General features: G+C 43.0%; 10 protein-coding genes and 1 pseudogene. 7 read left to right on the forward strand and 4 right to left on the reverse strand.

The features are described from left to right. Positions 1 to 26: 26 nt before the first annotated feature. The 7 genes from M6D81_RS27935 (at position 27) to M6D81_RS27965 (ending at position 13120) form a co-directional block, all read left to right on the forward strand. Positions 27 to 1673, forward strand: a complete 1647-nt coding sequence (locus M6D81_RS27935) for a sensor histidine kinase (RefSeq protein WP_262680540.1) — start codon at positions 27 to 29, stop codon at positions 1671 to 1673. Between the two features lie 51 nt (positions 1674 to 1724). Continuing rightward, the gene (locus M6D81_RS27940; RefSeq protein ID WP_262680542.1) at positions 1725 to 2675 is read left to right on the forward strand and encodes a carbon-nitrogen hydrolase family protein; all 951 of its coding nucleotides are present in this window, start codon (positions 1725 to 1727) and stop codon (positions 2673 to 2675) included. A gap of 171 nt (positions 2676 to 2846) precedes the next feature. After that, positions 2847 to 4526: an extracellular solute-binding protein gene (locus tag M6D81_RS27945; protein WP_262680543.1), complete on the forward strand. Its 1680-nt coding sequence runs from the start codon at positions 2847 to 2849 to the stop codon at positions 4524 to 4526. Between the two features lie 25 nt (positions 4527 to 4551). After that, on the forward strand, positions 4552 to 5463 hold the full coding sequence (locus M6D81_RS27950; protein ID WP_410795804.1) for an ABC transporter permease: 912 nt from the start codon (positions 4552 to 4554) through the stop codon (positions 5461 to 5463). A 12-nt stretch (positions 5464 to 5475) separates the two neighbouring features. Beyond that, positions 5476 to 6360, forward strand: coding sequence for a carbohydrate ABC transporter permease (locus tag M6D81_RS27955; RefSeq protein ID WP_262680545.1), 885 nt, complete (start codon positions 5476 to 5478; stop codon positions 6358 to 6360). 35 nt (positions 6361 to 6395) lie between these two features. After that, the gene (locus tag M6D81_RS27960) at positions 6396 to 12095 is read left to right on the forward strand and encodes a DUF4962 domain-containing protein (protein ID WP_262680547.1); all 5700 of its coding nucleotides are present in this window, start codon (positions 6396 to 6398) and stop codon (positions 12093 to 12095) included. Between the two features lie 47 nt (positions 12096 to 12142). Further along, positions 12143 to 13120, forward strand: a complete 978-nt coding sequence (locus M6D81_RS27965; RefSeq protein WP_262680548.1) for an ROK family protein — start codon at positions 12143 to 12145, stop codon at positions 13118 to 13120. Positions 13121 to 13180: 60 nt separating this feature from the next. Here M6D81_RS27965 and M6D81_RS31930 read toward each other — a convergent pair. The 4 genes and pseudogenes from M6D81_RS31930 to M6D81_RS27980 form a co-directional block, all read right to left on the reverse strand. Beyond that, a pseudogene (locus tag M6D81_RS31930) lies at positions 13181 to 13342 on the reverse strand (transposase); the annotation flags it as partial. Positions 13343 to 13554: 212 nt separating this feature from the next. Continuing rightward, positions 13555 to 13809: a hypothetical protein gene (locus tag M6D81_RS27970; RefSeq protein ID WP_262680549.1), complete on the reverse strand. Its 255-nt coding sequence runs from the start codon at positions 13807 to 13809 to the stop codon at positions 13555 to 13557. A 129-nt stretch (positions 13810 to 13938) separates the two neighbouring features. Then, a complete protein-coding gene (locus M6D81_RS27975; protein WP_262680550.1) occupies positions 13939 to 14595 on the reverse strand; it encodes a hypothetical protein in 657 nt (218 codons plus the stop codon). A gap of 2 nt (positions 14596 to 14597) precedes the next feature. Beyond that, positions 14598 to 15794, reverse strand: a complete 1197-nt coding sequence (locus M6D81_RS27980) for a hypothetical protein (RefSeq protein ID WP_262680551.1) — start codon at positions 15792 to 15794, stop codon at positions 14598 to 14600.

Raw genomic sequence — 15794 nt, forward strand, 5'->3', positions numbered from 1 at the left:
CACGAGAAGTAGAGGACAACATTAATTTGTGGAGTGAGAAGGTAATCACACAAGCGAATCAAGGTTTGAACCGATATTTGGATGGTTATATGCAAAGCTTAGTGCTTTTATCGTCTAGTTCAATGCTGAAAGAATGGATGATTGTTCCTGAGGAAAATTTTTCGGATCATTTTAATCTTTATAGAAGAATGGAAAGAGAGTTTGCGAATATATATTTTTTTCACTACCCGGAAATTCAGGCTATACATATAGAAAATTCGAATGGTAGACATCTGAACTATACGAACGGTATCGAGATAAATGAAGATACATTGTATAACGCTGATAATTGGCGTTATCGTCAAGAAGTTCCATTCGGGATTTCAGTTGAATCTAATTTGGTGGATTATTATAAAACCGATGGAAATAATCGGGTTATACCAGTACTCCAACTGTTCTATAAGTTGCAATGGAATGGTGAGCAGGTGACAGTGAGCATGGATATCGATATGTCACTTGTTCTTGATGTTCTACGGACTGTGGAATTCGGAAAGCAAGGGGAAGGTATGATTGTAGATCATCATAATCTAATTATTGCTAATCAGAATGTAGGGCGTATTGGTGAGTTAATCCCAGAAGAAATGCAATTTAGAATGGTTAATGATCAGGGTGCATTCAAGACGATTGATAAGGAATTCCATGTCATATATGCATCACTTGAGAAACTTCCTTGGCGAACTGTCGTTATCGTACCTTATGACCAGTTTGCGCAATTTTTCACAAGTATAGCTAATATTACATTGTTAATAGCTGCTGTCTCTGTTCTTGTTTCTATTCTATTATCTAATATATTCGCTACAACCTTCACCAGACGTATTCACTCTCTTAGAAAAGCAATTAAGTTGATGGAAAGTGGTCATTGGCAACATAGAATTGGATTAAAGGGAACGGATGAAATTTTCTTGCTTAGCCAATCTTATAACCTGATGCTTGATCATCTTGATGTAACCGTCCGAAACTTAGCAGAGACTCAGGTGAAGGAGAAACAAGCGTTGATGTCAGCTTTACAGTCTCAAATCGATTCTCATTTCTTATATAACACATTGGAGACGATTCATTCAAAGGCTCACCTTGCAGGCGAATCAGAGATTGAGCAAACTGTGGAATGTTTATCAGAAATGCTGCGCTATTCTTCCTCTTTTCATGACAGGTTAGTAACCTTAGGTGATGAATTGCAGCATTTAGTAAATTATGCGGAAATCTCTAAAATTCGTTTTCAAGAACGATTTCATTATCACATTGAAATGGATGAAAGTCTTAGGCAAGCTCGATGTTTGAAGGCAATGCTTCAGACTATTGCCGAGAATAGCGTGAAATATAGTCATGTTCCATCTATCTATCTGCATATTTCAATTCATCGGTTGCATGAGGACTATGTGAAAATTGATATGAAAGATAATGGAGTAGGCTTCTCAGAAAATGTTCTAGTTAACTTGAGACAACGGTTGCAGTCAACATCTAAGCAAGTTGTCACTACCCCGAGTATAGGCTTGCTCAATGTTCATTCGCGGCTAATTATGCATTATGGTTTTGATTCCAAGACGGGACTATATGTGTCTAACAATGATGATGGTATTGGGGCTAATGTAAGTATCATATTCCCACTAGAAATAGAAGAACATCTTGATGGTTAACGGAGTGGACTATGGATTTGATAATAAATCTAATGGGAGTGTGTAAGATCAATGGCGAATTATGTGAAAATCAGTTGTCTTGGACCATCCCCTGCAATCATGGATATGAAACTTCCTCTCAATGAGGTGTTGCAACAGATGATCCAACATTGGCAAAAACAATTGGATCATGTGTTGCCGGATAAACCGGACATAATCGTGCTGCCGGAAGCTTGTGATCGACCTGAATCGAATTATTATACATTAGAGAGACGACTTGAATATTATCGGTATAGAAAACATGCTATGCGAGATTTCTTTAGTCGAATCAGTCGTGAGAACAACTGCTATATCGCTTATTCAGCTCATGTTGAGGCTGCCGATGGCAGCTGGAGAAATGCAACACAATGGTTAGATCGGACTGGTGCGGTCATCGGAGTGTATCATAAGAATCACCTTGTTCCCATGGAGTATGAAGAAGCCGGGATTCTATATGGTAACGCTGCTCCAATTCTGCGATTAGACTTTGGTACGGTAGCATCAGCTATATGCTTCGACCTGAACTTTGAACAACTTCGTCAACAATATGAAAAGGCGAAACCGGATATTATCGTATTCTCTTCAATGTATCATGGTGGGCTCATGCAACCATATTGGGCCTATTCCTGTCGATCCTTTTTTGCGGGAGCTGTTGCTAGCTTACCTTGTACGATATTAAATCGCGTAGGTGATGTTGTAGCATCAAGTACCAATTATTATCCTTTTGTAACTACGACAGTTAATCTTGACAGTGCAGTTATTCATATTGACAACAATCATTTTCGTTTCCAGGAAATCAAAGAGAAATATGGATCAGATGTTATTATTTATGATCCGGGTTTTCTTGGCGCTGTCCAAATTTCATCAGAATCTAAAGCTTTTAGTATTCAGGATATCATTGACGAATTTCAGCTTGAACGTGTAGACGATTATTTCAATGACTCGCTTGCACATCGCAGTGAGCCGGGGCGGATAGAGATGTAAAGTAGAGGGGAGAAATCCCCTCTTTCTTTATTGTGCATTGACAACTTGTTCATACGATAGATTGCGAATAATAGAACAATAAATCGAAGTAACACCTCATTGTTTGACTAGGTGTTAGCGCTTACCATAGATATAATACAACAATATTAGAAATAGGGAGGTTGTCAACAAATGAAACATTCTTCAAAGGTAAGTTTAGTACTATTGTTAGTTATTATGGTTTTCTTATCCGCGTGTTCTTCAGGAAACAACGATCCTGATAATGAAACGGTTAAGCAAACAGAAGCGAGTCCAGAAAAGGACAAGGAGACTGATACGGAACCAATAGCTAAATCTGCTCCTACCGGGTTGCCAGAGAAGTATGATCCACCAATTGAACTTACAACCGTAACGACGACTGCAGGATGGATTAAGTACCCTGAAGGAGAAGACGCAGATCATAATGTATGGATTCGTATGTTGGAAGAGGAATATGGCATATCTGTAAAACATCTATGGACTGCTGACGGGGGTTCATATCCGGAGAAGATAAATCTTGCGATTGCTTCGGGACAACTGCCAGATTTCTTCTGGGTTGGCGGTGACCAGTTACAGCAGCTAGCTGATGCTGATCTGATTGAGGATCTGACAGATGTATACAAGAACTACGCACCGAAAGTGATAACAGATGTCATGGATGAAGCAGGTCCGCTCGTGCTCGAATCTGCAACAATTAACGGCAAACTAATGGCAATCCCGTGGACAGGATTTAATCAAGAGAACGTTCCAATGGTATGGGTGCGTGATGATTGGCGCACGAACCTGAATTTACCTGAACCTAAGACAATGGAAGACTTGTTAGCGATTTCCGAAGCTTTCACAACCCAGGATCCCGATAACAATGGGATAGATGATACCTATGGAATAGGCATGGATAAAGACTTTGGATCTATCCAAGGATTTTTGAATGGTTACCATGCCTATCGAAATATTTGGATTGAGGACGGGAATGGCGGTTTGAAGTACAGCTCAATACAACCGGAAATGAAGGATGCTTTAGCAAAGCTTCAGCAGATGTATGCTACGAAGCAGATTGATCCGGAATTCGGAGTTAAGAGCAGCAGCAAATATTACGAGGACATTGGTACCAATAAGCTCGGAATCGTATATCGTATTCGCAGTGCGTCTGCTTTGCAAAGTCAGACACCAACAGCTGAGTGGAGACCGTATGTTTCTCCTTCCATTGATAATAATCCTGCAAAGATGCAGCATGAGCTCAATGTTTCGGGTTACTGGGTTGTGAAGAAAGGGACGAAGAATCCAGAAGCGGTATTGAAGATGGCAGAACTATTCATGAATGCATTCTATTTCAACACATCGGATGAGGTATTCGAAAGATTAGTAGATGACAAGAATGGACATGGTGCTATATATACGTTTGCGCCTGTAGAAATATATCGTCCGTTCAACAATTATAATGGTTATCTTGAAATTCAGAAGTTCAAGAATGGTGAGGTCAAACTTGAAGATTTAACGCCATTATACCGAAATTTCTATAATGGACTTAAGGATTACGAGGATGGCAATAAGGAAGCGTGGAATCAAAATGCGGCAAATGGTCCACTAGGTTCGGGTTATGTATTAGGTGAATACATTAAGAACGATCAGTTTATGCCTAATCAATTCACAACAACACCTACACCAACGATGATCAGTAAGTTACCTAACCTATTGGATATGGAGCTCGAAATGATGACCAAGATTGTGACGGGTGGACCGCTTAGTGAATTCGATAAATTCGTCGATAATTGGAATAAACTGGGAGGAAAAGAGATAGAGGCAGAAGTGAACGAGTGGTATCAAAATAAGTAGAATCTACTCGTTCGCCCAGGATAGGATGGGAGGAATTATATTGAAAAAACTTTTCAAACAGGAATGGCCTTTACATCTTATGGTTTTACCGGGGTTACTCATTATCTTGGTATTCCAATATGTTCCGATGTTTGGAGTCGTAATGGCCTTCCAAAATTATATTCCAGCCAAAGGTATTCTAGACTCCAAGTGGGTTGGACTCGACAATTTCGAATATGTATTAAGCTTACCGAATACTTCGAAAGTGTTATGGAATACAATCTTTATCGCTTCAATGAAAGTCATTATGGGATTAATTGCACCTATTGTTACCGCTCTCTTGCTTAACGAAATAGGTAAACAGCTATTCAAAAGAGGTGTTCAAACTTTAATATATATTCCTCACTTTCTGTCTTGGGTTATTCTTGGAGGTATTCTGATCGATGTTCTGTCACCTTCACAGGGCATCGTCAATCAGGTTCTGTCCTTTGTGGGAATCAATCCAATCTATTTCCTAGGAGATAAGGAGTGGTTCCCATATGTGATGGTCTTATCAGATACGTGGAAGGAATTCGGCTTTAGTACAATCGTTTATCTTGCAGCTCTTACGGGGATCAATCCCAATCTGTATGAGGCGGCATCCATCGATGGTGCAGGTTATTTGCGCAAAACTTGGAATATTACACTGCCAGGTATGAGAATGATCATTGTATTGTTAGCCACACTGAGTCTTGGATCCATACTGAATGCAGGCTTTGAACAAATATTTATCTTGTACAGTCCTCAAGTGTATGAGACTGGTGATATTATCGATACGCTTGTTTATCGAATGGGGTTAGTAAGCGCACAATATAGTAATGCAACAGCTGTAGGACTAATGAGATCCGTCGTTTCGCTTGTGCTGATTTCTTTATCCTACTGGTTGTCCTATCGGTATGCAAACTATCGTATTTTTTAAGGAGGCAGCAAGATGGTTGAGCAAGCATCATGGAGCAGAAAGCTGTTCGTTATTTTCAATTATTTATTTCTGTCTATCACAGCCATTCTTTGTCTTGCACCCATTATTCATGTTCTCTCGATTTCACTAAGTTCCATGGAAGCAGTAGCTAGTGGGCAGGTCACATTATGGCCTGTAGACTTTACTTTGAGCGCTTATGAATATGCATTGACAAAGGAGGCTTTCAGTACCTCATTATTTGTATCAGTTAAAAGAGTTATTCTTGGTACATCGTTACAAATGATCATGATCGTGCTGCTAGCTTACCCTCTTTCGAAAGAGGATAATAAGTTCAAATTCAGAACTTTATACGTTTGGATCGTGTTTATTACGGTGTTGATCAGCGGTGGACTGATTCCATATTACATGACTATAAGATATACCGGTTTACTTGATTCAATATGGGCATTAGTTATTCCGATATCCGTTCCCGTATTTAGTGTAGTCTTATTATTAAACTTTTTCCGTGGTCTGCCCAAAGAATTAGAAGAATCGGCCTTTATGGATGGAGCGGGACATTTCACTACGTTATGGTCCATTTTTGTGCCGCTGTCTAAACCAGCATTGGCTACATTGTTATTATTCTCTATGGTAGGTCATTGGAACTCTTGGTTTGATGGATTAATCTTCATGAATTCCGCTGATAAGTATCCGTTGCAGAGTTATCTGCAAACGATTGTCGTGAATACGGAGTCAGAAATCCTCACTGAGGCGCAAGCGGAGATGATGAAAGAGTTATCTAATCGAACCTTTAAAGCAGCACAAATATTTATAGGTGCTCTGCCCATTTTGCTTGTGTATCCTTTTTTACAAAAGCATTTTATGAAAGGAATCGTGCTTGGAAGCGTGAAAGGTTAAAGAAAATATAAAACTATGTGAGGGTGTGAATAATTATGAATAGAAAAGGGATTGCGAAAAGGAGGATGTCGATTGTTGCAACAATGGTCTTAATCTTAAGTATGCTAGTGCAACTACAAGCTCCAATTGTGATGGCTACACAGCAAGATCCCGAAGAAACTGGTTTATTCCCCTGGCCAGTTGCTACGAGTACAGTAATGCCGTATAGGCCTGCACCTCAATTGACTACTACACAAAATCCACCGGATTTTAGCTGGCCACACATCGAATATGCTGATCAATATCAGCTTCAGGTCAGTAGGACGAAAACTTTTGAAGAAATCGCTTATGAGAAAGATGAATTAGACATTAATGTATATAATTTCCCCTGTGTATTTGATGAAGGTACCTGGTTCTGGCGGGTTCGTTATCATAAGATCGAGGGATGGTCAGAGTGGACTACACCTTCGAAGTTCAGAATTACGAAAGATGCTGTACCTTTTCCAGTCCCTCCGGTAGAAGCTATTCGTGCCGAAATTCCAACAAGCCATCCGCGGATATGGACGACTTTGGAAACGCTTGCGGATTTCAGAGACTTGGCATTAACATCGGGTGAATCTACTTACCAGCTTAAGCTGGAAGCGGTTAATAATAACATGGCTACGCCGTTGCCTGCGGAACCTACCGTAGCAAATCCACGTGATGGTATGACCTTTGCTGGTCGTATGCATGATGCTGCATTTGTATATTTGGTTTCGGGCGATTTGCAGTATGGTGAACGAGCGAAAGAGATGTTGCTGCACATTGCTTCATGGGACCCAGACGGTGCAACGGGATATTCTGTTAATGATCAGGTGCACAGAGACATTGCACTCAAGTCTGCAGTCGTATATGACTGGATATATTCTCTATTGACAGAAGCAGAAAAACAAACGGTGAAGCAGATGATTAAGAGTCGCACCGAAACGATTATGACTATTGTTGGGGGAACGAATCTCCCGATCACGGAATTTCCGCAAAATTCACATGGCTGGACGGCTTTTGGCATGGTTGGTGTTATTTCCATCGCTATGATGAACGAATTAGCAGAGGCATCGGACTGGTTTAATACTGTTGTGCCTAGCTATATTAATATTTTACCGCCTTGGGGAGGTGAGGATGGCGGATGGGCGCAAGGTACAGGTTATTGGCGCGTTTCCAGTTTCTTTAATAAGGATTTAATGGATGCGCTTCTTTATGCCACAGATTTCAACCTGTATGATAAAGCATTCTCTCGTCATGAAGGAAACTATCCGTTGTACATGTTCCCACATGGCTCGCCAAGAGGAGTCTTCGGTGACGATAGTGAAATTAAACCTAGTGGCTATAATGTATCCATGCTGCGAAGATTAGCTGATATGTATGATGATCCCGTTATGCAATGGGGATCACAAGCGGTAGGAGATGACCCGCTTGGAGTTACGTATGACTACTATTATGGTGATAATAGCTTGCAGGCAATTCCTCCTGTTGAGTTGCCGAAGGCAGCATGGTTTGAAGATATTGGGACGGTAGCTATGCACTCTGAACTTTATGATCCAGAGCGAATTTCCATGTACTTCAAATCAAGTCCATATGGTAGCTATAACCATAGTCATGCTGACCAGAATAGCTTCATTATAAATGCTTTTGGTGAATCACTCGCTGTGGATAGTGGTTATTATGACTGGTACAATAGTGACCATCATGCGGGTTATTCTTGGCAGTCTTATGCACATAACACCATTACAGTTGATGGACGTCAAGGTCAGCCGATTAATGATATTGATGCTGACGGTACGATTACAGGTTTTGTAACACATTCATCATTTGATGCGACGAGTGGTGATGCGACTGCTGCTTATAAGGGGGCACTTGATAATGCGCAGCGAAGTGTCATTTATGTACGACCAGACCTGTTTGTCATAATAGACCAACTTCGTTCCGCGGATGCGGAGGGCTCAAACTTTGAATACCAGCTTCATGCTGATGATGCCCTAGACATTGATGTGGATGGTAGAGGCGCAAGCATTGCGAAAGGAAAAGCGGAAATGCGTGTTCAATTTCATTCGCCTGGACAACTGACAACGACGTTCACAGATCAATTTTTAAATCTGCAGGGACTAGAAGTTCGTCCACAGGGGAGATTCATCGCTAAACAAGATCAGCAGCATGCAACCTTTATTACGGAGAAGACAAGTGAGACAACAATAGTATCGACTCTACAGCCCTATCGTCGAGGGGATGCTGCTCAGCCAATTGTATCGGTTGATTATGGAAGTTATCTGAAGTTGACCATGGTCGATGGCACAGTCGTGTATGTACGGATGACCGAAAGCGGAGAAGTCGATACCGGGGATGTTGTATTCGATGGTGCAGCGGCAGCGATTAATCCTAATGGAAGTGTATTGCTTGTATCCGGGACAAAGCTAATAATAGATGAAATTGAACGTGTAATAAGTGATGAAGTAATCACGATTGCTTACGATAATAACGATCTATCCGTGTCCAATATAGAAGAGGCTTCTATTGAAATATACGTTCCTAACTTTAAGAAGCTCTATGATATGGATGGTAATAAAATCAAAACATGTTGCAATAATCAGGGGTTAGAAAACTATGGTGTAGAATGGAGTAAGGGGACTAATTTACTGCAGCTTTCTGTGGAGCATGGTGATCATCTATTCAAATTAAATAAACATTCGAAAGCAGAAACGCTTCCGGATGTACAATTAGAAATGGAATTATCAGGTGTGATCGATGAGATTACTTTATCTGCAAGCAAAGATTTGTACGGTAGAGAAATTGCTTGGGGTGAACTTGATGTTGCTGAAGGTTTTTACCGTGTAGCACAAGCACCAGAGGGTTTTCTGTTTGTGCAGTATGGAAAACCAGAATTTATCTATCTAAAGGAAGAAACACCCATTATGGTTTTGGGTGACTTAAGTCGACTTAAACTAGAACCTGTTGATTTTGGTACTCCGGTAGAGACAGTTCTATACACGAATTATGACTTGCTTCGATTTAATTCGGATGTATGGAAAGAAGCTGAGTCCTTCTCAGCAAATGGTGGTGGAGATGTTTCAACTTACACAACACGATCTTTTCTATCTGGTGGTGTAGGTGTGGGTGATTGGGCTGCTCCGGGTCAATGGATTCGTTGGAATGTAAATGTGACTGAACCAGGTGAATATGATCTCATCTTGAAGTATGTAGCCGGATTTGGCCTACAACCTGGCGAGACAACATCCCGTTATGTGGAAATCAACGGAGATGGTTATTATTTTGAAGCTTCTCCGACAGTAGATTACGGGACAGTTCCTGAGAATTGGCGTGGTTTACGCGTTGAATTGGAAAAACCACTACAACCAGGCTTAAATGAGATAGCAATCTATAGTACTTTCGGGCCAATGAATCTGGATTGGATTGGGCTTGCAGAATCGAAAGAAGATGTCACTCCTCCGGATGCTCCTGGGAATTTGAGTGTCGTGTCCGTTGGGAATACCGTAGCAGATATAGCGTGGGACGCTGCGAACGATGACATAGGTATTCATTCCTATGAGATTTTCGTTGATGGTGTGGCTTATGCATCGGTTGCTCATGATAGTACGACCTATACGATGAGCTCGTTAGTACCAGGTGGCATCTATCAAGTCAGCGTTCGAGCAGTGGATACTAGTGGGAACTTCTCAGATGAAAGTAACCTTGTAGTGATTGAGTCGACAGATACGATACCGCCTGAGTGGGGCGTTGATGCGGCGATCGAGTCAGAATTCGTACTTCCGACAATGGCAAGATTGTCCTGGGATGGAGTAGAAGCAGAGAATGAAGGAGCTCTAACCTATAAGCTATATGAAGAAGGTGTATCTGGCCGTGAGTTAATCGCAACAACTACGAATCCAACCTATGATGTCATAGGTCTTGAAGCAAGTACGACCTATACATTTGCGGTGGAGGCAGTAGACGCTAGTGGAAACATTTCCATAGATGGACCAACAGGCAGTGTTACGACACCGGCTACGATCACAGTGAATGGCTACTTTGATCTCTTTGATGAGCAGTCCATAGGGACGTTAGTCACTGGGACGAATGGCTATACAGTAGTAAGTGCTGTCGATGCCCCTGTAAGCATTGAAGACATTAGTGAAAACGGCAATGGCAACAAAGCATTGCAGTTGCATGATGGACGATACGATATTAACAATGAGTTTGAATTCATGCCCTATGTGAGCAAGTTAGCTACAACACCACTTAGCGGCAGGGTAACGTTTGAAACGAAGTTTAAGTTTCAACCGCTTAATCATCCATCAGGCAATTATGACATAACTGTTCTCTCTGGCAACACGGTAGCAGCTAAATTAACAGGTGCATCGAGTGGAGGATTCTTCTATTGGGATGTCGTCAATGGTAGTAACTCACCGCATATGATTCCATCGGGAAGCCCGCTATTCAAATTGCCTCTTGATGAATGGGTGAAGGTGCGCTTCGATCTCGATACAGATACGAAGACCTACGATCTGACCATACAAGCAGATGCATTGAAAGCCTACACTGGAGCGGTAGCTGCACCAGCGATACTAGATACGGATACAGGGACATTTCGTATTGAGGACATCACGTTCTACAATAATAATACGTCGCTGACAAGCATTGATGGAGCTTTCTTCGATGCTACGCGGTACACTGGAAATTACTTGTTTGATTATAGTTTCTTGTATGAGAATGAGGTTGTAGATACGATACCGCCTGAGTGGGGCGTTGATGCGGCGATCGAATCAGAATTCGTACTTCCGACAATGGCAAGATTGTCCTGGGATGGAGTAGAAGCAGAGAATGAAGGAGCTCTAACCTACAAGCTATATGTAGAAGGTGTATCTGGCCGTGAGTTAATCGCAACAACTACGAATCCAACCTATGATGTCATAGGTCTTGTAGCAAGTACGACCTATACATTTGCGGTGGAGGCAGTAGACGCTAGTGGAAACATTTCCATAGATGGACCAACAGGCAGTGTTACGACACCGGCAACGATCACAGCGAATGGCTACTTTGATCTCTTCGATGAGCAGTCCATAGGGACGTTAGTCACTGGGACGAATGGCTATACAGTAGTAAGTGCTGTCGATGCCCCTGTAAGCATTGAAGACATTAGTGAAAACGGCAATGGCAACAAAGCATTGCAGTTGCATGATGGACGATACGATATTAACAATGAGTTTGAATTCATGCCCTATGTGAGCAAGTTAGCTACAACACCACTTAGCGGCAGGGTAACGTTTGAAACGAAGTTTAAGTTTCAACCGCTTAATCATCCATCAGGCAATTATGACATAACTGTTCTCTCTGGCAACACGGTAGCAGCTAAATTAACAGGTGCATCGAGTGGAGGATTCTTCTATTGGGATGTCGTCAATGGTAGTAACTCACCGCATATGATTCCATCGGGAAGCCCGCTATTCAAATTGCCTCTTGATGAATGGGTGAAGGTGCGCTTCGATCTCGATACAGATACGAAGACCTACGATCTGACCATACAAGCAGATGCATTGAAAGCCTACACTGGAGCGGTAGCTGCACCAGCGACACTAGATACGGAAACGGGAACGTATCGTGTTACGGATATCACCTTCTATAATAACAATACAACATTAACGACGATTGATGGCGCATTCTTCGATGCAACACGATATACTGGTATTTACCAGTTCGACTATAGCTTCTTGTATGAAAATCCGTAAACACATATCTACTAACTTGTGAACATGGAAGGCAGGTGAATATAGGGGTGCGTTATTCAATTGGAGTAGACGTTGGCGGCACGAATATCGTTTGCGGAGTCATGGATGAATCAGGAGTAGTATTAGAGAAGATGAAATGTCCGACGGATGCTCACTTAGGATTGGATACTGTGTTGAGTTTGATAGTGGATATGGTTAATACTCTCCGGCAACAATTTGTCAATACCGGGGAATTGGTTGGTATGGGACTAGGCATTCCTGGATTAGTTGATCCGAAGAAAGGAGTAATCGTATCAGCGGGGCATCTACAATGGTTTAACGTTCCAGTTGCAGAGCTTCTGAGGAAAAGGACAGGGCTTCCCGTATACATTGATAATGATGTCAGAATGTATATGTACGGAGAAGCAGTAGCAGGTGCAGGACGTGGTTATTCACATATTCTTGGCATTACGATTGGAACGGGGATTTCTGCCGCTATGATTAATGACGAGAAGTTATTCTATGGATACAAAGCGATGTCTGGAGAAATTGGACATGTTCAAATGGAGGGTGTATCTGAGAAATGTGTATGCGGATTATCTGCTTGTCTCGAGACAGTTGCTTCTGCTAGCGGCATGGTCGCTCAGGCAAAGAAAGCCATTGCCACAGGTCGTTCTACCATTCTCACGGAATGGTTCCCAGGTGAAACTATTAATCAGTTAACTGCAGCACACATATCTAAAGCGCTAGATACAGGAGATACCCTTGCTAATGAGATCATTACTCGTGCTGGGAAGTGGATTGGTCAGGCACTTGCTTCAGTTGTGACAGTGCTGAGTCCAGAGGTCATTATTGTTGGCGGAGGCGGTGCACTAGCAGGTGAACGGATTATGTCTCCTTTGCGCCAAGAACTGAACAAATTGCTGTTATCTGATTATAGTGATGGTCTGCATATTGTTCTTGCGGAACATAATGAAGACGCAGGTATTATCGGTAGTTCGATTCATGCAAGGCAACAACTCGAGCGAATACATGATCAATCGTAATTTCATATATAGATACTCGAATAAGTGGCGTAGTGTTCAACTACGCCACTTATTCAGCATTCACATCATGAGATCATTCTCTCCACCAGGAACAGTCATTCCTTTAGATTTGGCATTCTTCTTCCAGTTATATAATGTTGCTTCTGTAAGTCCTGTTTCCCTTGCTATTGCATTAACCGATTCATTCTTTGGTGGCATTATTCTTTTAACTATTGAGTATTTAAATTCTTCACTAGAACTTCTATTCTAACTTTACTAATTCTAAAGGTCTATGACAACTAGCCTAACACAGGGGGTTATCGGGTTTTATTGAGGTCAATTACCAAGAGCGAATCGTATACATTTTGGCAATCGATAATCGCGGTGACGTATATTGACGGATTCCAGCCTGAAAGTGAATGCACAAATCATGAAAATTCTATCTTGACTGCTGCTCAGGTAAGGTCCCTGCGCTTGAATAATGCTATGGCCAGCTCACTCAGAGCGGTCAGTATCGCAAGCGACACCGCGACGCCGATCACTTCAAAGTTGGCCCACAGAATGTCCGCATAGCCGTCAGTGAACCAATCGCCAACGTTCAGCCACAAGCCTACGGGGGTAAGATTAAGTGCACTTCTGAAGCTCGAACCGTATGGGAAAAGTCCTTCCGGGATATATAGCACTCCTATTACAGAGACGGCAGTCATCATGGCTCCGTATCCGCTCCGGACAAAAGTCCCCACCGCATATCCCAACAGGGTGAAGCACAGGACGACTCCGGCTGATACGCCTATTCCCGCCCATAATAGTCCTGAGACGCTGAAGCTATGCCAAGTGATTTACGGCTTTGCGATTTCGTCTACCGCTCGATTATACAGGCTTGATACGTGATCGTCCCATACCATTGTCCAGTCGAATCTGAAGAAGAACAATGCGAGCGAAACGCTCATCAACAGTAGAAACAGTAATCCTCCGGCAATCAGAGATGCAACAAATTTCGCTCGCAAAATGCGCTGCCTGCCCGATTTCGAACAATAAACGATCCCTTCGGTAGCTCGCACGTTTTCGTAGCCCGTACTGATGAGCGAGGCAAACAAGGCAAGCAAGCCGCATTGGGCGATAATAGCGCCGAGGAGCTTTTGGAACAGCAGTTTGTGCATAGGTTGCGTCCAATCTCCGAAATAAGGAGAGAGGCTCTCGTCGCTAGCCGCTTTCTTCTCGACGACGGCTTGCAGCTTCTCATACTTCTCCCTCACATTCTGCTCGTACTTCCCGGACAATTCGTGCCGCGTCACATATCGCCCGGCAATGATGTCCACCGCATCAAATCCGTCAAAGATATCCGTTAATGCAGCTGCATCCGTCCGAACTTCGCTTAAGCGTACATGCTCGCTTACGAATACGATCACGCTATTATAGGCGATACACAACAGAACAAATACGATGATCGTAGGAGTTGTTAGCAGCTTTTTCAGCTCATACCATGCCAACATCATACTCACCTCACATCGACGCGGCGTTCCCGGGCAGCGACTATAAATGCTAATACCATTCCGATTATCATCACCGCACTGCATAGAATGATCTCCGGTGCCTCATAATTGGCGGGAAACCACACACTGAACACGGTATTGATTGAAACCAACGCCAAATGAATCGAGCTTTCAGCAATCCAAGTGATGGCTATTCCCAGCGGAACCAGCTTCAACATGAGCGTGATCAAGTTGGAAGAATAACGAGACAGAACGAATGCCAATCCAGCAGTTCCGACACATAATGCGACTACCATGGCTCCAAGTATGAGTATATATTGACTGAACAAGATGTCGTATAAGACGATGCCGCGGTCGAAAGCGCCGATATAGGCTTGCCAATATTGCCCCGCATCCGTAAGCGCGAAGAATAAGCCAAAGCTGATCGCGACCAGCAGCAGCCCGAGCAACGTAGCCGAAAAAAGGCAAGCCGCGCCTTGCAGCTTGAGCAAGCTGCGCCCCTTGCTGGAGGAGTATTGCATCGCCGTCATGCCCCGGTATCGGTCCGTCACGACGAGCGGAGACGTAAGCAGTATGACAGCGGCGATTGCATACACCCCAGTCACCATGGCGTAATAGCTGAATATGTCATGAATGGCGTAACGTGTCAGGTTTCTTTCGTCCGTATGGATGTAATGATTCTCGGCCCGCGTGATAACAGGACTGTAGCCATTGCGGCTCATGCCGATATTCCGTTCCAGGAACAAGACGTAATACCCTTCGATTCTGTCCAGACCGAGCCATTGACTACGCACATCCCGGATCGTATTATCCATAATCGCCCTGTCGGCCCGATATTTTAACAGCTGCTCCTCATTCATCCCATCCGTGTCGTATGCCAAAGTATTCCGATAGTCATGGAACGTGCGAATGCCATATTGGGCGAATATAGGCTCGGCGGCTATGAGAGCATCCATGTCCGCCTCCAGCGTCGCGCGTCTTCCGGCAATGTCGAAGTCGGCAAGCTCTTCCACAGAGAGGGTGATGCCGTATTGAGCGAACATTTCATTTTGCAAATCGCCATAGATGTTTCCGTAGTTGGCGTTGTAATCCCGCACTTGCGGCAAGAGAAACGCCAGCCATGTCAATATGCCCAGCACCCCAATGATAAGTAGAACCGGCCAAGTCCAATGCTTTTTGAGTTCGTAGAAGAATAGCCGCAT

It is taken from the genome of Paenibacillus sp. J5C2022 (assembly GCF_025567625.1).
Lineage (GTDB): Bacteria > Bacillota > Bacilli > Paenibacillales > Paenibacillaceae > Pristimantibacillus.

Excerpts from the sequence above, each read along its gene's own strand:
- M6D81_RS27940 (WP_262680542.1), top strand. The coding sequence starts at position 1,725 with ATGGCGAATTATGTGAAAATCAGTTGTCTTGGACCATCCCCTGCAATC.
- M6D81_RS27945 (WP_262680543.1), top strand. The coding sequence starts at position 2,847 with ATGAAACATTCTTCAAAGGTAAGTTTAGTACTATTGTTAGTTATTATG.
- M6D81_RS27950 (WP_410795804.1), top strand. The coding sequence starts at position 4,552 with ATGGGAGGAATTATATTGAAAAAACTTTTCAAACAGGAATGGCCTTTA.
- M6D81_RS27955 (WP_262680545.1), top strand. The coding sequence starts at position 5,476 with ATGGTTGAGCAAGCATCATGGAGCAGAAAGCTGTTCGTTATTTTCAAT.
- M6D81_RS27960 (WP_262680547.1), top strand. The coding sequence starts at position 6,396 with ATGAATAGAAAAGGGATTGCGAAAAGGAGGATGTCGATTGTTGCAACA.
- M6D81_RS27970 (WP_262680549.1), bottom strand. The coding sequence starts at position 13,809 with ATGATGACTGCCGTCTCTGTAATAGGAGTGCTATATATCCCGGAAGGA.
- M6D81_RS27975 (WP_262680550.1), bottom strand. The coding sequence starts at position 14,595 with ATGATGTTGGCATGGTATGAGCTGAAAAAGCTGCTAACAACTCCTACG.
- M6D81_RS27980 (WP_262680551.1), bottom strand. The coding sequence starts at position 15,794 with ATGCGGCTATTCTTCTACGAACTCAAAAAGCATTGGACTTGGCCGGTT.